Origin of the sequence: Paenibacillus glycanilyticus (assembly GCF_023715145.1) — a bacterium.
GTDB classification, from domain to species: domain Bacteria; phylum Bacillota; class Bacilli; order Paenibacillales; family Paenibacillaceae; genus Pristimantibacillus; species Pristimantibacillus glycanilyticus_A.
Genome location: NZ_JAMBNP010000005.1, coordinates 96,001 through 117,136, shown reverse-complemented (window position 1 = coordinate 117,136; position 21,136 = coordinate 96,001). Strand labels below are relative to the sequence as shown.

Below are 21,136 nucleotides of genomic sequence, written 5' to 3'. Positions count from 1 at the left end.
CCCATCTCCTATTCGGGTGTGTTCACAAAATGGTGGGCAGGACCTGACAGTCTCTCAATAATATACGCTTGCAGCTCGTCATCCAGGCCGGAATCCTCCTGTAGAGCGCGCCTCATGCAATCAAGCCAGGCTTCGGCATGTTTGGGTGTTATCGGAAAAGGCATGTGCCGCGCCCGCATCATGGGATGGCCGTATTCATCGGAAAACAAGGTAGGTCCTCCAAAAAACTGCGTCAAAAACATGATCTGCTTCTCCATAACGGGGATGATGTTTTCCGGAAATAGTGGACCGATCAGCTCATGCGCTTGTACTTTAGGGTAAAAAGACTCAACAATTCGTCTTAAAGTCTCAGCTCCGCCAATTGCTTCATAAAGGCTTATATTCCTATTCATCGTCAATTTCATCTCCATAATGTAGGTATTTAGTATTATATCACAAAAAAACCCCGCATCGTCACCAATGCGGGATTGTTATTAATTAGACGAAACAATTAACCTTCGTAGTCCTCTTCTCCCGGTGCTGTTAGTGATTCTCGGATGACATACACAAATGCGCAGACCAGAATGCCAGCGATTATACTCATTATCATCACTCCAAGCCTTCAAAGGTACCTTCATTGTATCATAAAAACACGGACCGTCCAGCCCTTTTTGCAAGCGTTTTCTTAGAATTATGAAAAAATAATTTCTCGTGAAAAATCACCCTGAAGTGATGGATGTCCACCTTTCCTCATATACCTCTTGTAGGGGTTGTACATTATGCTTCCCTCATGTCCAAAGGAGGACGCGTCCATGCTTCGAACGCTTACCCGGCCGGCCTCGATCACCGGTCTAGTCGCCCTGCTGATCGTCCTGCTGATGGCCGTGTTCCCCGCTCAAACGCTGGAGTCGGCACTGCGGGGATTATCCATATGGTGGCAGGTTTTATTCCCGGCCCTTTTCCCTTTCTTCGTCATCTCCGAGCTGCTGCTCGGCTTCGGTATCGTTCACTTCTTCGGCAAGCTGCTTGATCCGCTCATGAGACCGTTATTTCGGCTTCCGGGCATCGGAAGCTTCGTTGTAACGATGGGCTATGTGTCCGGTTATCCCGTGGGGGCAAGACTTACAGCCCAGCTATGGGAGCAGGGACTTGTCAAACGCGCGGAAGGAGAACGGCTTGTTGCGTTCACGACAACTTCGGATCCGATCTTCCTGATCGGGGCGGTGTCGGTCGGCTTTTTCCATAATGCCGCCTTAGCGCCTCTTCTTGCAGCCGCCCATTATGGCGGAGCCTTTATTATCGGTCTTCTCATGCGCTTCCATGACCGCCACGAGCCCGTTACCGAATCACCTAGGCCGCCGCAGCAGCGCCGGACCTCCCGGCTGGTCGAAGCAACAAAAGCGATGCATGAAGCCCGGCTGCTTGACGGCAGAAATCTCGGCAAGCTGCTGCAAGACAGTATTCAATCCGCGCTGCGTCTTATGATTGTGGTGGGCGGCCTTGTCGTTTTTTTCTCCGTTGTGATGGAGCTTCTGACCCGTGCCGGCGTCGTTGAAGCTTTAGCCGAAGGGCTGCGGTTATTGTTTGGCGCGGTTGGACTGCCTCCAAAGCTCGCCGATGCCAGCATCTTTGGCTTATTTGAAGTAACCCTTGGAGCAAGAGCTGCGGGAGGCGCCGATACCGGACTTATGCACCAAGCCGCCGTTGCCGCCTGGATTCTGTCCTGGGGCGGACTTTCCGTGCATGCTCAAGTAATCAGCCTGCTGAGCCGCACCGATCTGCGTTATATGCCGCTTATGCTGGCGCGTCTCGCCCATGCTTTCATCTCCGTTGCGCTCGTTTACTTGCTATGGGGATGGCTGGCCCCTTAAACTTTTTGGTGTCGGCGTTGAATTTGAAGCCATATTCCTATATCATCATTAGTATCTTTGCAATAGGCCGGAAGGGGTTTAAATTTCTTGAAATATGCAGTCATCGATCGTGGCGATCAATTATCGAAATCATTAGCGGAGCGATTCCATCAACTGGCGGCAGAACGCGGTCTTACGCGTCATGACGACACGCCGGACGTCATTGTGTCCATCGGCGGAGACGGAACGCTGCTCCAGGCTTTCCACAAATATATCGACCGGGTAACCGATGTATCCTTTGTTGGTATTCATACAGGCCATTTGGGCTTTTACGCCGACTGGAAAGCAGATGAATTAGAGACGCTTGTCACCTTGATGGCGGAAGAAACGCCCCATCTCGTCCGTTATCCGCTCGCGGAAATCGCGGTGGAGACCGATGAGCAAAATTATTACTACTTGGCGCTAAACGAATTTACGTTAAAAGGCGTTGACGCGACTCTCGTTGTACAGCTTAGCGTTAACGATGAGTCCTTCGAAATGTTCCGGGGCGACGGAATCGTTATTTCCACCCCGTCTGGAAGCACCGCTTATAACAAAAGCGTCGGCGGCGCCATCGTCCATCCATCCATTGAATCGCTGCAGATTGCCGAGATCGCGTCAATTAATAACCGCGTCTACCGCACGCTAGGCTCGTCATTCCTGCTGCCGCAGCATCATCACTGCGATATTATTTCCAAGAAGGAGCAGCGGTTGCTGCTTACGATTGATCATCTGAGCCTTCAACGCACGGATATCCGTTCCATCCGCTGCAGTGTCTCTACGCGCAAAGTCAGCTTTGCCCGCTACCGTCCGTTTCCGTTCTGGAACCGCGTCCGCGATGCGTTTGTCGATATGTAGCTTATAAGTAAAAAAAGGGCTGTCCTCAGGTCAACACGACCTTTGGACAGCCCTTTTTGTTTGGTATAGCAGCCATCAGGATTGACGGCTTCCCTGCTCTTTGCGTTGCTCTTTATTGTGATCCTTATTGTGATCCTTGCTGCGTTCTCTGTTTCTGTCGCGTTCTCTTGGCTTCTGACCCGATTGCGCATGAACCGTTGCTTGCTCGGATGTCGCGGCCACATCCTTGTTCGCTGCCGGTCTGATGGGCTTCTTGCTGTTCGGACGGTAGCTTCTTCTGTGCTGGTCCTTCCCGCTGCGATGCTGCTGACGGGATGGCTGCTGCTGAGCTTCTTCCCCATGACGGCCATTGCTCTTGCCTGCCGCTGCGCTTTCTCTAGCCGCTGCTGCCGCACCAGCCAATATCGCATCCGCAAGCGATGCTGCGCCTGCCTCCTGCTCGTCCTCCGCATCGGTGCGCTCCTGCACGACGGCGTCCTGCTTGAGAGGGGCATCCTGTTCATCGCCGGCTTCTTCATCATCCGTTGATTTCTTAATCGTGCCGGTCTTCTCCAGAACGAAATAAGCGCAGCCGAAATTACAGTATTCATTGATGTAATCGGACATTCCCGAGAACGCGCTGTCTTTCGTTGCTTTCATGTGATTGTCTTTGAAAAAGCCCTTCAGCCGCAGCTGGCTGTAACCCCAGTCGCCAATGATAAAATCATAACGCTCTAGCACTTCACTGTAACGATCCTTGAACGCATCCGCGTTCCAGCCGTTTCGATTTTCATGAATAAGTTCATATACTTTGCCGCCGATTTGGATCAATCCCGTTTCCCCTCTTTCGAATTCCCCAATAGAAGCTATGCGTTGCTAAGCTCGCGTTCATGCGCTTCCGCGGAATCGGTCTGTTCATGCGCATGGTAAGAGCTCCGTACCAGCGGTCCTGACTCCACATGCCGGAATCCCCGCTTGTACCCTTCCTCCTTCAAGCTTTTGAATTCGTCAGGATGCACATAACGCGCGATTGGCATGTGATTTGGCGTAGGCTGCAAATATTGACCCAGCGTCAGAATATTGCAATCTACCGCACGCAGATCGTCCATCGCCTGCAGCACTTCTTCATACGTTTCGCCAACGCCAAGCATTATGCTTGATTTTGTAGGAATCTTCGGATTCATTTCCTTCGCGCGCTTCAAGAGCTCAAGGGATCGTCTGTATTTCGCTTTCGCCCGCACACGGTTCGACATCCGCTCAACCGTCTCGATGTTATGGTTCAGAATGTCCGGCTTGGCATCCATGACCACCTGAAGCGAATCGGCATTACCCATAAAGTCGGGAATAAGCACTTCTACCCGTGTAAACGGCATCCGTTCGCGAATGGCGCGAATCGTGCCGGCGAAGATCGATGCTCCGCCATCGGCCAGATCATCGCGTGCCACGGAAGTAACCACGCAGTGGCGCAGACCCATTTGCTCGGCGGCTTCCGCCACGCGCTGCGGCTCCTGCAGATCAAGCTCGGTAGGAAGACCCGTCTTCACCGCGCAGAAACGGCAGGCACGCGTACAAATATCGCCCAGAATCATAAAGGTTGCGGTACGGTTCGCCCAGCATTCATAAATATTCGGGCAGCGGGCTTCCTCGCAGACCGTATGAAGCGTCTTGGTACGCATCATGTCTTTAATCTCGGCGTAGTTGCCTTCGGTTGTAAGCTTTATTTTAAGCCAGTCCGGCTTTTTTAATTTTTCTTTGTCTGATTTCATCTGGAATTCCCTGCTTTCGCTTTCAATTGGACAGCTGAATCTCACCGTTTATTATAGCATAGTTCGGATAAAATCCAATGATTTGCAAAACATAACGAATATTGCTTTGAGCTTTCGAAAGGGTGGAACGATTGAAACAGACTTTTTCTATTGCGTTGGCTGCCGTTGTCGCTTCCATGCTCGTGACCGGGCAATCAGGCTATGCAAATCCCAGCGTCAGCAAAGCTGAACCAGCCCAGGTCCAGTCTTCCGGCGGGGAGGTTGATCCGTTAGTCACGAGACAGCAGCTTTACGACCGGCTTAGCGAAGTCACAGGTATTCCTTGGTACCGGCTCGCAGCCGTTGACCAATATGAGCGTACGCTGTCCAAGGCCCGGCCAAAGGCGCGTCCTCCGTTAGGAAGTATCGTAGGTATTTATATGGATGAGGAGCAATGGTCAGGCGCTCTTAATCCGGATTCGGCCGATAACGTGCCGGCTTCGATTCAATGGTTCAACGGAGTTGGCCGTGACGGCGACGGTGACGGTTTTGCCGACCGTACAAACGATCTCGATCTGCTCTATTCCGTAGCGACAAGAATGCTGCAGTATGGCGGATCAACCGAGGATGATTTCGCCATTGGCGTATGGGAGTACTACCATAACAGCAGAGCCGTGCAGCGTATTCAGCAGTTTTCCAGCATTTATGCTACCTTTGGCCGTTTAGATCTGTTCGAGCATGCGTTTCCCGTCCCGGTCGGAACGAATTATTCGTACCGAAGCACATGGGGCAATGCCCGCGGGTGGGGAGGACGGCGGACTCATGAGGGAACCGATATTTTCGCCAATCACGGCATTCCTGTCCGAAGCACCTGCTTTGGCGTCGTGGAGATAAAAGGCTGGAATCCGTATGGGGGCTGGAGAATCGGCATTCGGGATCTCAACAATTATTATCACTATTACGCTCACTTGTCCGGCTTTGACAAGACAGTAGGCATCGGGACCATCGTCAAGCCCGGTCAAACCATCGGATGGGTCGGCAGCTCCGGTTACGGCAAGCCCGGAACGCAAGGGAAATTCCCGCCGCATCTGCATTACGGGGTATATCGCGACCGCGGACTTATCGAATGGGCATTTGATCCCTATCCGCTCTTAAGACGTTGGGAACAGGATGAGCGCAGGCGGTTACGGTCAAATCATTAAAAGGGGCGATCCCCAAAGGCCAGTAGACCTTTGAGGATGCCCCTTTTATTTTTTTCAGCCGCCGTCACCGGCATTGCCCGCATTCGCATTCCCTGCGCTGTTGGCTGAATTGCTGCTGTTGCCGGAAGGCAGAGGAGAATCCTCGGATTCCAGCTGCTCCTTCAGCATGCTTCCGTCCGAAGGCTGGGTTACTCCCTCGCCCTTGGACATCGGCAGAGAAATATTCGGAGCGTCAGGGGCGGATTCCCCAACCGCCTTGCCTTCATTATCGTAGTAATACATCGGCACATCCCCGACAACAAGCAGGTAGGAGATCGGGATTTCCGTCTCTACGATCTGGGGATCGGTCTCGAACGGAACGATAATCGCCACCTCGGACACGATATGAATGTACACTTCGATTAGAATCATATTGATGCCGGCATTCGTCTGGCGCGTATTCAGATCTACTTTAACAGCGCCAACCGGTTCGAATTTGACCGGTATTCTTGGACCGTATGTAGAGATGAGCGCACTGCCGAGCGCGTTGCCGACCGGAATATGCTCGGGTATTTCCTTCAGATCATCAAGCGTAGCCTGTACCGTCTTGATCGTCTCTGACCGGATCTTCGTGTGCTCCGCATAGTTCAGCATAAAGCCGGATACTTTGCCGCCGCTGTTCATTTTCCAATCAATCAGCTTCTCGAAATCCGCATTGTTTACTACCTCATCGGTTGTAGCCTTGTTAATCGCCTGAGTAGCGACCTGCTTGATCCGCAGCTGCGCTACCTTCATAAGAGGCGGACGAAGATGCTTCTCGATATAGACAAGGGATTGGATGGTTCCGAAAAGAAGGACAAGAATGGTGACGACAATCCACAGCTTCGTTCGCCGTTTGCCGGGCTTCAGTCTCGTTCCTCCGCTCCCGCTGCCGGCCGAGCTGATGCTCATCGTCTTGATGCCCCTGCCCGCCGGTCTGACCGGACGTTTGCGCGGCTGCCACATGCCTCCCCAGCTGCTGGCTGGCTTTGGCTTGCGCGGAGATCGCCACTTGCTTGTTCCCCATGGCTTTGGCGCGCTGCTTGGAGCAGAGAGTTTGCTTCCCCAACTGACCCGCTTGACCTTTGTAAAAGGACGATTAGACCATAATTGCTGCCGGCTCAGGCCAAGCGAACGGAGCAGCCATCCTCTTCTTCCCCATTTCGTCACGTTCCATCGCCCTCCTAAAAAGAATTATCACACTGATGGCTTGATATCAGCCATTTGTGGTAATTCTTGCCTCGTAAGCATAGTCCAAAGAATTATCACACATATGGCTTGATATCAGCCATTTGTGATAATTCTTGCCTCGTAAGCATAGTCCAAAGAATTATCACACTGATGGCTTGATATCAGCCATTTGTGGTAATTCGTGCTGTCCCATTCCTTTACATGCTTATGCAGAGCAAGGACAAAAAAGACGACCTCCCCGTAACGAGGCTTTGACGATAGAAATGTTTACTCCCAGTACCCCTTATGAACGGCAACAACCTCTTCCTCAAGCTCGGGGAAGGGTCCAATCACTTCAATAGGCTTTTGACCCTTAGCGAAAATATCCCTGCAAGGCAAATTAAACGTCGGATTTTGCTCATGATCCCCGGTCAGCTTCAGCAATGCCTCTTCCGTTGCCGCGTAGACCACTTTGCCTACGTTCCCCCAATAAATCGCTCCGGAACACATGGCGCATGGCTCGAAGGTTGTATAGAGCGTATAGTTCCACAGATCATGATGCTCGTACTGATGCGACGCTTTCTCCATAAGGGCGGTTTCGGCATGGCCGGTGCAGCGTTTTTCGGTTACTTCTACGTTCTCCTGTTCCAGAACGATCTCTCCCCGGTCATTCACAAGTATCGCGCCAAACGGGGTATTGCCGTTATCTCTCGACTTGCGGGACACCTCAATGCAGTATTTCAAATAATACGTATGATCATGGTTCACTCTCTCTCGCTCCCTTCGTTTCCCCTAATCATATGGTTTATTGGCCGGAGGAGTAAACGAGCTTCGCGCAACTTTGTGGCGGCGACTAATGAGGGGCATCGCTCTTTAGTTGCAGCGCACAGTCGGGGATGCCGCTTCGTAAGGAGCTTATGCTTGTGCTATAATAGCCGAAGCACATTTAGGCATGATGATGGAGGATGTTAATGTTAACCTTTGAAGAAAAGCTCGCAATTATTGAATCGTTCCCGGAGCTTGAGCGCTCCGATGTATCCTTGGGACGAGTGAACTTCCAGTTCGAGAACAGTCTGTACGACCGGAAAAACGTCGTGTACCATCTGCACCCGAACGGTAACGGCTTCGTCTACGCCGGCCTGCTGCGCAACTTCAACCAGGACGACAAAGGCCTGATCAATATCCGCGACTATAACGAGCTCCAGCTTCGGACGCTGCTCCGCCAGTCGATTGATTCATTGTCGGTACGCGAGGAAGAGCCAGCGGCAAAACCGTCGCGCAACCGGAAAAAGAAAGATCAGCTGTGGACCAACGAGGAGAATCAAAGCCTTGTCGTGAAATGGGAAGACGATATGTGGTACATCTACTCCGGGATGAATCTGGAGATGGCGTTTGAGACGCATAAGGAAGTTGAGGAATACATGGCCGAGGAAGGTTTTCGCCGGGAGCTGGGCTAAATGAGCATTTGAGGGCAGCTTGTTAATCCGGGCTGTCCTTTTTTAGATTGACTATTGTATTTAATACAACAAGGGCAGCCAAATGGCTGCCCTTGTCGGTTTCTTAGAATAGAGGAAATGGATCTCCTGAAGGAACAAAGCGCGAGCAACAGCGACCGAAAGAGAATCCATTTCCATCATGACGAACCTACGATATCTCCGTCATTAAAGCCATGACGATCCTGCCATTTACGGAGCCCTCTTCGGCAATTGCCGGACGTATTGATCCGAGAGGTTCATCAGCTTCATGATATAGCCATAATCATTGCGGTACTGGGCGAAGTCAGCGACAGGCTCCATCGTTTTGATCGAATAGGCTGTTCCGTCATCGAAGCCCTTGCCCGGAACAAACAGAATATCATTATTAAAGAAAGAGCCAGTAGGCAGGTAATAACGCATGCCAAATACGTTATGGTCTATGTTCAACAGGTCATGTCCAAAAGCAACAACGCCCTCGTCTGCCGGCTTCACGCCAAGCAGATTAGCAAGAGTTGGCATAATATCAAGCTGCCCGCCCGGCTGGTCAACCACCTGTCCAGCTGATTGACCCGGAACATGCATAACGAGCGGAATGTTGAAGCGGCTGAGCCGATCGTCGTAATGCATGCCAAGCTTCTGGCTGATCTCCTCCGCGCTCGCCTTCTCCGGCTGCAGGCCGAAATGGTCGCCGTATGCAACAAGCACGGTATCCTCCCACATGCCGTTCGCCTTCAAACGGTCAATAAGCGTTCCAAGCGCATAATCCGTGTAGTGGATGGCCTCCAGGTAATTACCCAGCTGCGTTCCGTCCAGACCTGCAGGCAAGTTAAGAGTCTTTCGATCATCCGGAACTTCAAACGGGAAGTGACTCGATACGGTCACCATCTGCGCATAAAACGGCTTGTTCTGCTCATGCAGCGCCTGCAGCTTTTCAACCGCCACCCGGTACAGCTCCTCATCCGACGCGCCAAACTCATTAAAATGATCATTTGTGTAATACGGCTTATCAAAGTAATGGTTAAAGCCAAGGGCCGGATACAGCTTGTTCCGATCCCAGAACGTAACGTCGTTCACATGGAACGTGCTTGCTTCATATCCGCGGCTCTCGAGCATGCGCGGCATACTTGGGAGTTCGCGGTTGCCATAGCCCGTCGACATCGCAATCTCCCCCGTCGGATAAATCGAAGTGTTCGACATAAATTCCGCATCCGACGTGTTGCCTTGTCCAATCTGTTGATAGATATGAGGGAAGTAATAGCTCTCGTCAGCCAGCTTGTTGAGCACCGGCGTCAGCTCCTTCCCGCCAACGGATAGATGAAGCGGAAAGTTCTGAAAAGCTTCCAATTGAACAACAATCACGTTTTTCCCTTGAGCGCTTCCGAACTGAACATTCCCCGTTTGATCCTGATAGGGATAAGAAGACATAAGGGCTTCAATCTCGGCTTTGGTCTGTTCAATATCGCCGCTGCTCGCCATCGCCTTCTCGCTTTGGTTCTCCCAGGCGGCAGCAGCCTGATATCCGATAAAGCCAAGGCCTTCGGCCTGCTCCAATTCGTTCGGAATATTATTCCCCGCATAAACCATGCTTCCGGATACAACGATGCATACCAGCAGGCCTCCGAGAACGACCCGAAGCTGGCCAATTCTTTTCCGTCCCGATACCCGGGTTCCTCTGATTAAACGCACCAAATATAAGATTGCTAGAATCGCAAGGTCAAGAAAATAAATATAATAGACGCTCTTAATAAGCGACTCTACGCTGTCCTGAATCTGATTCACTTGATCAAGTGCCTTCAAGGCCGTATAAGTCGGCACAGAGCCGTAATAGCTGAAATAGACGGTCGAGGCAAACAGCAATGCGGAAACGATCAGATTAACTACCCAGTAAGCAATCCCTCTCCATCTTGCGGCCGTGACAAGATCCACGATAAGCAGCAGCCCAAGCCAGGCAGCCGCATCCGCCAGCAGGCCGTTCCCTTGAATCTCGCCGAACAGGAAGAGCCGGAACAAAACGGATTTAATCAAGAGCAGCAGCCAAATCCCAATCATCGGCGAACGCCGGTAGTCATCATTTTTGTAGAACGATAGCAATGTATTCACTCTCCTTGCGAAAAAAAGAAGCCGTCAAACGACGGCCGCTTCGATCATCCTCTAGTATTCTATTTATACTAACCGATTTGCTAGCATGAGAAAAGGGCATGAGGATGCATGTTCCATGTCAATTAATAGATAGTCTCCCAGTTACGCAGCAGGGTGCATGTTCTCGACATGGTTCTTCGCCTGACGTTTAAAGTACAGGAAGGTCAATGCCAGGAACACAACTGCAAAGGCACCAAGGACAAGCATCTGCTCGCGCATCAGAGCATAATCCCCGCTTGCGATAATGGTCTTGAAGCCGGTAATGGCGTGCGTCATCGGCAGCCAAGGGTTCAGCTTCTGCATCCAATCCGGCAGCAGTTCGAGAGGGAACGTACCGGCACTGGATGTCAGCTGGAAGATCATCAGAAGCACAACCAGGAAGCGTCCCGGATTATCCAGCCAGGTGACAAGCGCTTGAATGATAAAGGTATACGCAAAACTTGTCAGAATGGTAAAGATCACAAAGAGCGGAACGCTCGTTACTTCAATCTTCAGACCGTACAGAAGTACGGCATCCGCAATCAAGGATTGCAGAAGACTTATGGTCACATACGTCAACGTACGGCTAAAGAACCGGCCCATCGGCGATGCCCCCAAGGTGTAGGAATCCCGAACCGAGAATACCGTTGTATATACAAGAGCGCCCATAAATAGCGCGAGCGACAAGAAATAAGGGGCAATGCCAAGACCATAATGATCTAGCTTATGATCCGTATTTTCTTTCACGACAACCGGCTCGGCGAACATATTGACGATGTCGTCGCCATCTTTTATGCTGCCAGTCTCTGCGGCCGCATCATTCAGCTTAGTTGCAAGCTCGCCCGAGCCGTTCACAAGCTGCTTGGAGCCGTCCCTCAGCTGTCCCGCGCCTTGGTCCAATTGCTTCGAGCCATCGGCTATTCCTTCTACGCCGCCGGACAGTTTGCCTAGCCCATCCTTCAATTGGACGGCACCGCTATTCGCGGCTTTTGCTCCCGAGGCAAGCTGATCTGCTCCCGCGCCAGCTTCCTGCAGCTTCCCGCCAAAGGTCTCAAGGCCAGCCGTCAGCTTCTCTTGACCCTGGCTAAGCTGGGCCGCGCCGGCATACAGCTGATCCTGGCCTTGCGCCAGCTTGCTGCTGCCGGTCAGAAGCTTCTCCTGCCCGTCTCTTAGCTGCGCACTGCCTGCCGCTACCTGCTTGCTTGCCGCAAGCAATTGCTTGAGGCTCTCGTTCTCCTGCAGCTCCGGTGTTGCCGCCATCAGCTGTTCAAGCCCCTTCGCCACCTGATCGGCACCATCGGCAACCTGCCCGCTTGCCGCGGAAGAAGCCGTCAGCCCTTGCTTCAGCTCAGACGCGCCGGCCTTTGACGCCTTCAGACCTTCGGCAAGCTGGGCTGCACCGGCCTTGGACTGCGCTGCGCCGTTATACAGCTGCTGCTCTGCGGCTGATAATTGGCCAAGCCCATCCGCCAGACCCGCCGCGCCGGACGATAATTGGCCCGTGCCTTGACTTAAGCTTGCTGCGCCGTTATACAGCTTGGATACACCGCCGCTCAGCTCCGTAGTGCCGCTTGCCAGCTTGTTCAAGTTATCCTTCAGCGTGGTTAAGCCGTCCTCCAGCTTGCCCGCGCCGTCCTTCAACTCGGTAGCGCCTTCCCCTGCTTGGCCTAAGCCGTCGGAGATCGTTCCAACCTGTTCGAACATGCTTCTCGTGTAAGCTTCGGTGATTTGCGAGTTAAGCTTTGATTTTAATTCCTTCATGGCACTATTGCCGATCTGTCCGGCTACAAAGTTATATTGGCTGTTCGGCTCAAAGATCAACTCGGCCTGAACCGGATTTTCCTGCGTTAAGGTTGCGGCATTTTCCGAGAAATTGCTGGGTACGGTAATGGTCATATAGTAATCGTTATGCTCCATGCCGTCTTTCGCTTTCTCTTCGCTTACGAAATCCCATTTGAAGTTATCGCTCTTCTTCAATTCCTCAATAAAATCTTCCCCGACGTTCATCGTCTTCCCTTCATAATCCGCGCCTTTGTCAAGGTTAACGACCGCTACGGGAAGCTTGCTCGTCTGGCCGTAGGGGTCCATCGAGCCGTCGATCAGAATACTGCTGTACAGCATCGGGAGCAGGGCAACGCCAAGAAAAGAAAGCAGAAGCATTCTCTTTGTCGCAAGAGTTTTCATATCCTTGAAGAATACTTGAATCGGCCTCATGTTTGCACATCCTTCTTTCGATTGAATATCTGACTAAATTCGTATTTTGGTCATTTTTGACCAAAAAAACAGCCCTTTCAGGCTGGGATTTTACGATCTGGCTTCCTTCACGATGCCTTGCGTGATAAGCATCGCAATATTCTCCTTAATCTGTTCCTTGGTTAAAGGCTCGCTATGCGATTTGTTCCACTCCGTCGCCAGGCTAAGATACAAACGGAAGATCATATAGGAGATAATCGTCGTGTCGCAATCACGGACCTCCCCCTTCTCGATAGCCAGGTCCAGCTTTTGCTTCAGAAAATCGAGCCCAAACCGCTCCATGCGCCGAATGCCTTCCAGCGCCTGCGCGGTACCGATATCCCGGACCTCTTGGGCAAGCTTGACGAACAGCTCATGATCCGAACGAAACTCCAGGATAGAATCAAGCAGGTTGAACACACTATGAATAAAGGAGCTTTGGCCGCCTTCCTTGGCAAATCCGCAGTTCATCGCTTCCTTCAAATCAATCTCGGCCTTGTTCAGAATCGCTTCGAACAGCTCTTCCTTTGTTTTGAAAAAAGTATAAATCGTGCCTTTGCCTACGCTTGCGATCTTGGACACCAAATCCATTGTGGTCGCTTTATAGCCAAATTGCGCAAACGACTGCGTCGCTGCCTTCAATATTAACGCTTTGCGGTCAATGGACATGAGTCAAGCTCCTTTTCGTTGTTCATAAGCTTCTTCGAAAATGACCAAAATTCAAATTCGGTCAATTAGTCATAAACCATTTATAACATAACCCGCAGGATAAGATCAAGTGCAACTTTTCTTCTCCTCCATGCGTACAATCAACGTACATTCTATCCATATCATGGAAGCATCGGAGGAGCAAGAAAGATGAACAACGGCTTTGGATCACCCATGGGGTTTGATCTTATGATCACTATTATCCCCATCATCATTGTAATCGGATTCGTAATCGTTATCGGAACCGTTATTTTCCGCAGCGTTAAGTATGTACAAAATGCCACTTCACCGAAGGAATCAACCTTTGCCAAAGTGGTTTCAAAGCGGATGGACGTCCAGCAAAGCTCTCATAACCATGACGGTCATATCAGTCATTCATCCCATACCTACTACTATATCACTTTGGAATTTGTTAATGGTCAGCGCCGGGAATTTCTGGATGTGAAGAACCTGTACGGCCTGGTGGTGGAAGGCGATACCGGTTATGCCGCGACGCAAGGGGAATGGATCGTTGCTTTCGAACGCAACAGCGGAGCAAGAATGTGAGAAAAAGAGGCTCACGACAAATGTCTGACGGAGCCTCCCATGCGAAGAACAGGCGCGGCACTGCAGCGCACGGCAGGACCATCAGGCTGCCGGAGCATGTGGCCGAGCACCTCGACTGCCGCAGTGCACAGCGCTTTTTTATTAACGGCCATCGTGGTCAGCGGAGGGTTCGCTTCCGCGGACATCGCAAGCCCGTCAAATCCGATCACCGATACATCGCGAGGCACCTGCAAGCCCCTCTTCTCCAGCTCTTTCATCAGCAGCAGGGCAATCCGGTCGTTCCCGCAAAAAACTGCTGTCGGATATCCGCCTTCCCCAAACCGGTCGCAATAAGAAGATAGCTCCTCCTGGGTCCGGACAAAGCCTTCCGATTCCAGCAGGCATAAGGAAAAATCGGGCTGAAGCTTATGCTGCAGCATGGCCTTCGTATAACCAAACCACCGCTCTTCATGACTGGTTGTCAGATTAACCGGCGCGATACAGCCGATCCGCTGATGGCCCGCTTCAATTAAGGAATTGACCGCGGCGCATGCCCCTTCAACATTAGCCGAAGTAACAGCGGACGACTCAATCTCCCGGTAGTAGGAATCAAACAGCAGCATTGGCTTCGGCAAGACCTGCTGCACTTTTGCAATATAGTCCCTCTCCAATATGCCAAAAGCAATAATGCCCTGATAGTCAATATGCAAAGCCAGTTCAGGAAGGATCTGGTCCTGCTCTTGTGCCATGCTGATCCGCACGATAACCGCACTGTAGCCTTCCTCCTGCAGCCGGCGGTCCAGTCCCCATATCAAATCATGATAAAACAAAAAATGCTCGTTATCTTCATGGCTCATCACTCTATCCGGTACAAGCACGAGGATCGGAGCGCTGACGGACGACTGGCCGGCTTCCGTCAGATAGCCAACCTCTTGGGCTGTCTGGATGACCCGCTGCCTCAGCTCTTCCCCAATTCCTTTTTTATTGGATAGCGCCAGCGAGACCGCATTACGGGAAATACCCAGCTTGTCTGCGATCGTCTGCATCGATATTTTTTTTGGTCGCGGCATTCTTCAACTTCCTCTTTACCTATGTTATAATCAATTTACTTTACAGATATTTATTTTGTCAAGTTTAGTAAAGCTAGATTTGATAACCTGGAGGGATAAAGATTGGCGAATCAACCGATTTTTCTGGAGCCTGTATTTCAAGAACGCATTTGGGGCGGCAAGCAATTAAGAGAGCAGTTCAATTACGATATTCCATCTGACCGTACCGGAGAATGCTGGGCTGTGTCGGCTCACCCGAATGGCCAAAGCATTGTTCATAACGGCCCTTATAAAGGACTGAAACTTGGCGAGCTGTGGGAACAGCAGCCGCAATTGTTTGGTTCCTCGGCGGTGAAGTTCCCGCTTCTAACCAAAATCCTCGATGCTTCCGATGATCTGTCCGTGCAGGTGCATCCGGATGACGCATACGCGCAAGTCAACGAAAACGGCGAGCTTGGCAAGACGGAATGCTGGTACATCCTTGGCTGTGAGCCGGGAGCCGAAATTATATACGGTCATTCTGCCGCTACCAAAGAGCAGTTCAAGCAAATGGTCGACGCAGGCGAGTGGGATAAGCTGCTGACCAAGGTAACGGTGAAGCCAGGCGATTTCTTCTATGTTCCAAGCGGTACTCTCCATGCATTGGGCAAAGGCATTCAAGTGCTGGAAACTCAGCAAAGCTCGGACACAACTTACCGAATCTACGATTATGACCGGACGGACGATAAAGGCGCTACGCGCGAGCTTCATCTGGACAAAGGCATTGAAGTCACAACCGTTCCTCATGTCGGAGCAGAAACAACCTTCTCTACAGAGACCGTTGGCGGTACCGAGGTAACAACTTTTGTGTCCAACAGCTTCTTCACGGTTCAGAAATGGAATACAAACGGCGAGACCTCATTTCCGGAACCGGCAAAATTCACGATCTGCAGCGTCCTTGACGGCTCTGGGGAATTGGAAAATTCCACGGGCGGCTACCCGCTGAAAAAAGGCGATCATTTCATCCTTCCGCTGGGCTTCGGCGAATTTACGCTTCGCGGCCAGCTTGAGCTTATTATTTCTCACGAATAATCGGCGGAAGCTTACGAAGCAAGACTTATCACGAACGGCCAAAATCTAGGCCGTTCGTGTGGCAACTCTTTTAACACCAATGCTTACGAAGCAAGACTTACCACGAACGGCCAAAATCTAGGCTGTTCGTGTGGCAACTCTTTTAACACCAATGCTTACGAAGCAAGACTTACCACGAACGGCCAAAATCTAGGCTGTTCGTGCGGCAACTCTTTTAACACCAATGCTTACGAAGCAAGACTTACCACGAACGGCCAAAATCTAGGCCGTTCGTGTGGCAACTCTTTTAAGGAGGCAACGAACTTGCGTATTGGAGCAATTGAAGCAGGCGGCACAAAGTTTGTATGCGGGATTGGCAACGAACACGGCGAGATTGAAGAACGCATCAGCTTGCCAACCGAGCATCCGGAATCTACCCTTCGCGAAGTCCTGAACTACTTCCGCGACAAGCATGTTGAAGCAATCGGGATCGGCACCTTTGGACCGATCGATATTGATCCCTCCAGCCCTACTTATGGATTTGTAACCACAACCCCTAAACCAGGCTGGTCCGGATTTGATTTTCTCGGAACCATGAAGCGCGAGCTTCCCCTTCCTTACGGCTGGGATACCGATGTAAATGCCGCTGCGTTTGGCGAAGCCAAATGGGGAGCGGCGAAAGGCTTAAACAGCGCCCTCTATTATACCGTTGGTACCGGAATCGGCGTTGGCGTCTATACGGAAGGCAAGCTTGTTCATGGCCTGCTTCATCCCGAAGGCGGACATGTTCTTACACGCAGACATCCGGAGGATACTTACGCCGGCTTCTGTCCCTACCATGGAGACTGTCTGGAAGGCATGGCGGCAGGTCCCGCTCTTGGACAACGCTGGGGCGTGAAAGGCGATGAGCTGACGAAGGATCATCCGGCATGGCAGATGGAAGCCTTCTATCTCGGCCAAGCAATCTCCAGCGCCGTCCTGCTGCTGTCACCGAAGAAAGTCATTCTCGGCGGCGGCGTTATGCATCAGGAGCAGCTGTTCCCGCTTATTCGCGCGGAAGTACAAAAGAACCTGAACGGCTACGCTTCCCATGAAGCACTGCGTGAAGGCATTGATTCTTACATCGTACCGCCAGGCCTTGGCGACAACGCAGGCTTATGCGGTTCCATCGCGCTGGGCATCGACGCTTTAGAGCGGCAATAATAATAGAAAGGCCTTCCCAAGCGTTTAAACTTGGGAAGGCCTTATTTTATTCCATCCGGAAAACAATCTCCATTCCGGTCGGCTTCCTTCTTAAAGGCCTTTCGTATTCAGAGAATACGAAAGTAATACCGGCAAGATCATCCGGAAGAGCCGGCGAAACAACAAATCCGTAGGCGGCATCCCCCCCGGTGCTGGTCCCTTGATCAATATGGCAGCGAAAGCCTTCGCCAAGCTCCAATTCGATATGAGTATGTTTACGCTGGGCTTCATAATCCCGCTCCCGGTAGTCCCCGTGGATACTCAAATTCACCACGCTGGCATTCTCATATTGTCTAATGCCGGTCAAGGTATAGACCTGGTTGTCCTGCTCTACGTGCCTGAGTACGGGGACATACTTGCGGAAGTCAGATGGCTCGATAACCGGCAGGTATTCCTCTTCATTCATTAAAATACCAAATAAGGACTTTAATAAATCCGGGTACAAATGATAACGGTCAGCCCAGCATTCAATGCTCTTAAAGGGCGGATACCCCGGATTATGATTCGAAATCTCTCTCCGTTCTTGCAGCAAGGCGCAGAGCTGCTCGTCAATCTTGAACAACCGGGCGTCGTAATGGTCTGTCGGCCTTTCCATTGGCAATCGTCTCATCCTGATCCCTCTCCCCTTCTTCTAATTCAGCTTGCCCAAGTCCCCGGCTATTAGAATGTAGATACCCCAGCCTAATACTAGTATCGCTCCAAATCGGCTCAAAAAAATATAATTGTCACTTGGCTCTGACTTGCCGTCTACGGCCCAGCCATGCTTCATATGCCAGCTTAAAGAAGGGAAAAACCAGCCTAGAACTCCTGCAATAATGAAAATTAGCGAAATGAAAACAACCATGTTATCATCCCCATCTTGTTCATTGGCTTAACCAATTAAGGCCTTCTCCGATGGGTAAAAATGACGGGGAAGGCCTGAATCAACTTCTATATCAACTTTCAATATAAATGACATTGAAAAAAATGGAAATACCAATATTTTGTCTTACATATTAATTTTTAAACTATTTATAGAAACCGTTCATTCAGTTATGATTTCTGCTCCGTCATCCTGTTCAGATCGGAGGTCAGCTTGTCCAGCTGCAAGAAGCTCTCGACGATTTCAATAATCCGGCTGTCCTGCGTGGTCATGCTGGCCGACATTTCCTGGATCGCCGCCATATTCTGTTCCGTGGAACCGGCAATGGATACAATCTGATCGGTTATTCTCGCATACTGCTCCTGAAGTTGCTCGGCCGAATAATCAACCTCGCCAGAATGGCTCTCCAGCTTATTCGCATCTGCCGACAAGGCCCGCATCACGTCAGCCACTGTGCGTGCTGCCGCTGTACTGCCGGCAACGGACTGCTGCCCCTCGAGCACCTGCTCCGCAGCCCGGATCGTCTTCGAGCGAATGCTCTCGAGGATATGCTCGATCTGCTCCGTCGACTGCTGGGACGTCTCCGCAAGCTTGCGAATTTCGTGAGACACGACAGCAAAGCCTTTGCCATGCTCGCCGGCGCGCGCCGCCTCAATTGCCGCATTCAAGGCGAGCAGGTTCGTCTGCGTGGAAATATGCTTAATGGTCGCCACAATCTCGCTGATGCTCGCGTTTTGCTCCCCTAATTCATTCATCAGCTGTACGGAGGAGTCAATCGTTTCATTTACCCGCTTCATCTCATGCTCTAGAGCCGCCGTTCCTTCGCTTCCGGCTTTTGTTAGCAGAGCGGAGCTTGCCGATAGCTCCTTCATTTCGGTAGAACGGCCCGCAAGCGAGGATACGGAATTCTCGATATGCCGGATCGAATCGCTGATGTCGGTCACGCTGGAGGTCTGCGCTTCCATGCTCGAAGTAATCTCCGTGAAGGCGGAGGTTACCTCCTTGGAGATGGTACCTGCCGTTGTCATATTGGATTTCAAGGTCGTGCTGAACGAAGTCAGCAATGCCGCGGAGGAAGAGACCTGGCCGACCAGTTCAAGCGATCTGTTGTTCTCCCGCATGGCTTGCTTGCTCTGCTCGATAATATTATGCTGCAGCCGCTCGCTGAATTTGGTCGAGACGTAGAGCGGTACGGCAACCATCGCAAAATACATAAACATCGTCGTTGGCGCGTTATTTCCGAAAATCTCCGTTTTATCCGGACTTAAATAGCAATAAACCGTTAGAAGGACACCCATCAGACCGGAAAAGCCGATCGCCCTGGAGTTCCCGTAAAGCGTCATAATCGCAAGATTGACATATACAAGAAAATAAGTCGTAATGATCGGGCCGGTTAGCAGCAGCAGCAAAGTAAGCACGGTTACAATCGATGAAATGAAATACATGATATAACGGGTCAACCATCGTTTATAGGCCAAAATCGTTGTTGCGCCGCAGGTTAGAGACCCCACTATCGCAAGGACGATAATCGAATCCATCCCCGCCCCAGTCAGAAAGTCAACGGCCACGCCGAGCAGCAGCATGACCCAAATAATATTTACCAGCAGCTTGTTTCTTCGGTGCAGGGTCTCCATATAATCCATCAATTCTCCACCTTTTTACCATAATATAGGCAATAATTCTGATAATACCACAATCCGATAATTTTCGACATCAACTTTAATAGACATGAACCAGATAATCTTGTAATCTATTGTGACACGCTAGCAAAGTGGAGGTGCTTAAAGCATTGGCGAAAGATATCCGTTCCCGAATTGAGGTTGATCAGATTAACTGCGAGAAGGAGTTAACCCTCGCGCTAATTGGAGGCAAGTGGAAGCTTATTATTCTCTGGCATCTGGGCATCGACGGCACGAAGAGATTCAGCGAGCTTCAGAAGCTCATTCCCCATATTACGCAAAAGATTCTGACGAACCAACTGCGCGAGCTGGAAGAAGACCAGCTTGTCGAGCGGACCGTGTATCCCGTCGTTCCGCCGAAGGTGGAATATAAGCTGACTTCGCATGGGGAAAGCCTTGTACCCATTCTGAAGCTGATGTACAACTGGGGGAAGCATTATGGCGAAGAGGTGCTAGGCAGAACCTCCGATTCGAATGCCGCATCGCTGCAAGCCGCTAAAATTTAATCGCAAATATTCATATAGGTAATGGGCAGACTCCTGCATGGGGTCTGCTTTTTTATTCGCTTAGTAACCTCCGGATCGGAACAGCCTTCGGCGCCACAGTATCCTGCAGGAAACGGACTTACTTGGAAGTGCGTACTTCCCTAATCTTCGGTATCCGCCTAAGATAAACACATTGCTGGAACAACCCTAAATCAAAGGAGAGATTCGTAAATATGGAACTGCAATTGGCGCTGGATTTGGTTAATATCCCGGAGGCAAAACAGGTAGTTAAAGAGGTTGCCCCTTACATTGATATCGTTGAGATTGGTACTCCTGTCGTTATCAACGAAGGATTGCGCGCAGTAAAAGAAATCAAAGACGAATTCCCGGCGCTGAAAGTACTCGCCGACTTGAAAATTATGGATGCGGGCGGCTACGAAGTAATGAAGGCCTCCGAAGCAGGCGCCGATATCATTACCGTTCTTGGCGTATCCGACGATTCGACCATTAAAGGCGCCGTGGATGAAGCCCGCAAGCAAAACAAGAAAATTATGGTTGATATGATCAATGTGAAGGACATTGCCGCACGCGCAGTGGAAATTGACAGCCTGGGCGTAGATTATATCTGCGTTCACTCCGGTTACGACCATCAGGCAGCAGGCAAAAACTCGTTTGAGGACCTGGCGACAATTAAACGTGTCGTGAAGCAGGCGAAAACAGCGATCGCAGGCGGCATCAAGCTGCAGACTCTGCCGGAAGTGATCAGCGCTCAACCAGATCTGGTCATCGTTGGCGGCGGAATTACCGGTGCTGGGGACAAGCAGGCGGTAGCCGCTCAAATGCAGCAGCTGATCAAGCAAGGTTAACCGCT

General features: G+C 51.0%; 21 protein-coding genes. 9 read left to right on the top strand and 12 right to left on the bottom strand.

Annotated elements, in window-relative coordinates; genetic code table 11:
* Positions 1-8: 8 nt before the first annotated feature.
* Complete coding sequence (locus M3194_RS15530) at positions 9-392, bottom strand: globin domain-containing protein (protein WP_251655351.1); 384 nt, start codon at positions 390-392, stop codon at positions 9-11.
* 399 nt (positions 393-791) lie between these two features.
* On the opposite strand from M3194_RS15530, the gene ylbJ reads away from it, so the two are divergent.
* Positions 792-1,850, top strand: coding sequence for a sporulation integral membrane protein YlbJ (gene ylbJ / locus M3194_RS15525; protein ID WP_251654980.1), 1,059 nt, complete (start codon positions 792-794; stop codon positions 1,848-1,850).
* A gap of 87 nt (positions 1,851-1,937) precedes the next feature.
* The gene (locus tag M3194_RS15520; RefSeq protein WP_251654979.1) at positions 1,938-2,726 is read left to right on the top strand and encodes an NAD kinase; all 789 of its coding nucleotides are present in this window, start codon (positions 1,938-1,940) and stop codon (positions 2,724-2,726) included.
* A 75-nt stretch (positions 2,727-2,801) separates the two neighbouring features.
* Here the strand turns inward: M3194_RS15520 and M3194_RS15515 are convergent, their stop codons facing one another.
* Positions 2,802-3,536, bottom strand: a complete 735-nt coding sequence (locus tag M3194_RS15515; protein ID WP_251654978.1) for a YutD family protein — start codon at positions 3,534-3,536, stop codon at positions 2,802-2,804.
* Positions 3,537-3,571: 35 nt separating this feature from the next.
* Complete coding sequence (lipA, locus tag M3194_RS15510) at positions 3,572-4,471, bottom strand: lipoyl synthase (protein WP_251654977.1); 900 nt, start codon at positions 4,469-4,471, stop codon at positions 3,572-3,574.
* A 131-nt stretch (positions 4,472-4,602) separates the two neighbouring features.
* Here lipA and M3194_RS15505 point away from each other — a divergent pair, with 131 nt between their 5' ends.
* Positions 4,603-5,652: a M23 family metallopeptidase gene (locus M3194_RS15505; protein WP_285889293.1), complete on the top strand. Its 1,050-nt coding sequence runs from the start codon at positions 4,603-4,605 to the stop codon at positions 5,650-5,652.
* Between the two features lie 54 nt (positions 5,653-5,706).
* On the opposite strand, the gene yunB is transcribed toward M3194_RS15505, so the two are convergent.
* Both yunB and M3194_RS15495 read right to left on the bottom strand, forming a co-directional pair.
* Positions 5,707-6,840: a sporulation protein YunB gene (gene yunB, locus M3194_RS15500; RefSeq protein ID WP_251654976.1), complete on the bottom strand. Its 1,134-nt coding sequence runs from the start codon at positions 6,838-6,840 to the stop codon at positions 5,707-5,709.
* A 288-nt stretch (positions 6,841-7,128) separates the two neighbouring features.
* Entirely contained in the window at positions 7,129-7,608 is a 480-nt protein-coding gene (locus M3194_RS15495) for a nucleoside deaminase (protein ID WP_251654975.1), read from the bottom strand.
* 203 nt (positions 7,609-7,811) lie between these two features.
* On the opposite strand from M3194_RS15495, the gene M3194_RS15490 reads away from it, so the two are divergent.
* The gene (locus M3194_RS15490; protein WP_251654974.1) at positions 7,812-8,297 is read left to right on the top strand and encodes a hypothetical protein; all 486 of its coding nucleotides are present in this window, start codon (positions 7,812-7,814) and stop codon (positions 8,295-8,297) included.
* Positions 8,298-8,525: 228 nt separating this feature from the next.
* On the opposite strand, the gene M3194_RS15485 is transcribed toward M3194_RS15490, so the two are convergent.
* The 3 genes from M3194_RS15485 to M3194_RS15475 all read right to left on the bottom strand — a co-directional run bounded on the left by M3194_RS15485 (position 8,526) and on the right by M3194_RS15475 (position 13,334).
* Positions 8,526-10,364 (bottom strand): LTA synthase family protein, encoded by a 1,839-nt coding sequence (locus M3194_RS15485; protein ID WP_251655349.1) that lies wholly within the window; start codon positions 10,362-10,364, stop codon positions 8,526-8,528.
* Between the two features lie 192 nt (positions 10,365-10,556).
* Positions 10,557-12,647, bottom strand: a complete 2,091-nt coding sequence (locus M3194_RS15480) for a YhgE/Pip domain-containing protein (RefSeq protein WP_251654973.1) — start codon at positions 12,645-12,647, stop codon at positions 10,557-10,559.
* 90 nt (positions 12,648-12,737) lie between these two features.
* On the bottom strand, positions 12,738-13,334 hold the full coding sequence (locus tag M3194_RS15475) for a TetR/AcrR family transcriptional regulator (protein ID WP_251654972.1): 597 nt from the start codon (positions 13,332-13,334) through the stop codon (positions 12,738-12,740).
* A 189-nt stretch (positions 13,335-13,523) separates the two neighbouring features.
* On the opposite strand from M3194_RS15475, the gene M3194_RS15470 reads away from it, so the two are divergent.
* On the top strand, positions 13,524-13,919 hold the full coding sequence (locus M3194_RS15470) for a DUF2500 domain-containing protein (RefSeq protein WP_251654971.1): 396 nt from the start codon (positions 13,524-13,526) through the stop codon (positions 13,917-13,919).
* Between the two features lie 11 nt (positions 13,920-13,930).
* On the opposite strand, the gene M3194_RS15465 is transcribed toward M3194_RS15470, so the two are convergent.
* Positions 13,931-14,968 (bottom strand): substrate-binding domain-containing protein, encoded by a 1,038-nt coding sequence (locus M3194_RS15465; protein WP_251654970.1) that lies wholly within the window; start codon positions 14,966-14,968, stop codon positions 13,931-13,933.
* Between the two features lie 102 nt (positions 14,969-15,070).
* Between M3194_RS15465 and manA the strand changes: the two genes are divergently transcribed.
* Positions 15,071-16,018: a mannose-6-phosphate isomerase, class I gene (gene manA / locus M3194_RS15460; RefSeq protein ID WP_251654969.1), complete on the top strand. Its 948-nt coding sequence runs from the start codon at positions 15,071-15,073 to the stop codon at positions 16,016-16,018.
* Positions 16,019-16,321: 303 nt separating this feature from the next.
* Complete coding sequence (locus tag M3194_RS15455) at positions 16,322-17,200, top strand: ROK family protein (RefSeq protein WP_251654968.1); 879 nt, start codon at positions 16,322-16,324, stop codon at positions 17,198-17,200.
* A gap of 46 nt (positions 17,201-17,246) precedes the next feature.
* Here the strand turns inward: M3194_RS15455 and M3194_RS15450 are convergent, their stop codons facing one another.
* The 3 genes from M3194_RS15450 to M3194_RS15440 form a co-directional block, all read right to left on the bottom strand.
* Entirely contained in the window at positions 17,247-17,849 is a 603-nt protein-coding gene (locus tag M3194_RS15450; RefSeq protein ID WP_251654967.1) for a hypothetical protein, read from the bottom strand.
* A 21-nt stretch (positions 17,850-17,870) separates the two neighbouring features.
* On the bottom strand, positions 17,871-18,083 hold the full coding sequence (locus tag M3194_RS15445) for a DUF6199 family natural product biosynthesis protein (RefSeq protein WP_251654966.1): 213 nt from the start codon (positions 18,081-18,083) through the stop codon (positions 17,871-17,873).
* Positions 18,084-18,271: 188 nt separating this feature from the next.
* Positions 18,272-19,744, bottom strand: a complete 1,473-nt coding sequence (locus M3194_RS15440; RefSeq protein WP_251654965.1) for a methyl-accepting chemotaxis protein — start codon at positions 19,742-19,744, stop codon at positions 18,272-18,274.
* A 146-nt stretch (positions 19,745-19,890) separates the two neighbouring features.
* Between M3194_RS15440 and M3194_RS15435 the strand changes: the two genes are divergently transcribed.
* Positions 19,891-20,286, top strand: a complete 396-nt coding sequence (locus M3194_RS15435; protein ID WP_251654964.1) for a winged helix-turn-helix transcriptional regulator — start codon at positions 19,891-19,893, stop codon at positions 20,284-20,286.
* Positions 20,287-20,498: 212 nt separating this feature from the next.
* Positions 20,499-21,131 (top strand): 3-hexulose-6-phosphate synthase, encoded by a 633-nt coding sequence (hxlA, locus tag M3194_RS15430; RefSeq protein ID WP_251654963.1) that lies wholly within the window; start codon positions 20,499-20,501, stop codon positions 21,129-21,131.
* Positions 21,132-21,136: the final 5 nt, after the last annotated feature.

What these genes read in the sequence shown, in the direction of transcription:
- M3194_RS15485 (WP_251655349.1), bottom strand. Translation starts at nt 10,364, where the DNA reads ATGATTGGGATTTGGCTGCTGCTCTTGATTAAATCCGTTTTGTTCCGG.
- hxlA (WP_251654963.1), top strand. Translation starts at nt 20,499, where the DNA reads ATGGAACTGCAATTGGCGCTGGATTTGGTTAATATCCCGGAGGCAAAA.
- M3194_RS15450 (WP_251654967.1), bottom strand. Translation starts at nt 17,849, where the DNA reads ATGAGACGATTGCCAATGGAAAGGCCGACAGACCATTACGACGCCCGG.
- M3194_RS15490 (WP_251654974.1), top strand. Translation starts at nt 7,812, where the DNA reads ATGTTAACCTTTGAAGAAAAGCTCGCAATTATTGAATCGTTCCCGGAG.
- M3194_RS15475 (WP_251654972.1), bottom strand. Translation starts at nt 13,334, where the DNA reads ATGTCCATTGACCGCAAAGCGTTAATATTGAAGGCAGCGACGCAGTCG.
- M3194_RS15530 (WP_251655351.1), bottom strand. Translation starts at nt 392, where the DNA reads ATGAATAGGAATATAAGCCTTTATGAAGCAATTGGCGGAGCTGAGACT.
- M3194_RS15480 (WP_251654973.1), bottom strand. Translation starts at nt 12,647, where the DNA reads ATGAGGCCGATTCAAGTATTCTTCAAGGATATGAAAACTCTTGCGACA.
- M3194_RS15440 (WP_251654965.1), bottom strand. Translation starts at nt 19,744, where the DNA reads ATGGATTATATGGAGACCCTGCACCGAAGAAACAAGCTGCTGGTAAAT.
- ylbJ (WP_251654980.1), top strand. Translation starts at nt 792, where the DNA reads ATGCTTCGAACGCTTACCCGGCCGGCCTCGATCACCGGTCTAGTCGCC.
- M3194_RS15470 (WP_251654971.1), top strand. Translation starts at nt 13,524, where the DNA reads ATGAACAACGGCTTTGGATCACCCATGGGGTTTGATCTTATGATCACT.
- lipA (WP_251654977.1), bottom strand. Translation starts at nt 4,471, where the DNA reads ATGAAATCAGACAAAGAAAAATTAAAAAAGCCGGACTGGCTTAAAATA.
- M3194_RS15445 (WP_251654966.1), bottom strand. Translation starts at nt 18,083, where the DNA reads ATGGTTGTTTTCATTTCGCTAATTTTCATTATTGCAGGAGTTCTAGGC.
- M3194_RS15465 (WP_251654970.1), bottom strand. Translation starts at nt 14,968, where the DNA reads ATGCCGCGACCAAAAAAAATATCGATGCAGACGATCGCAGACAAGCTG.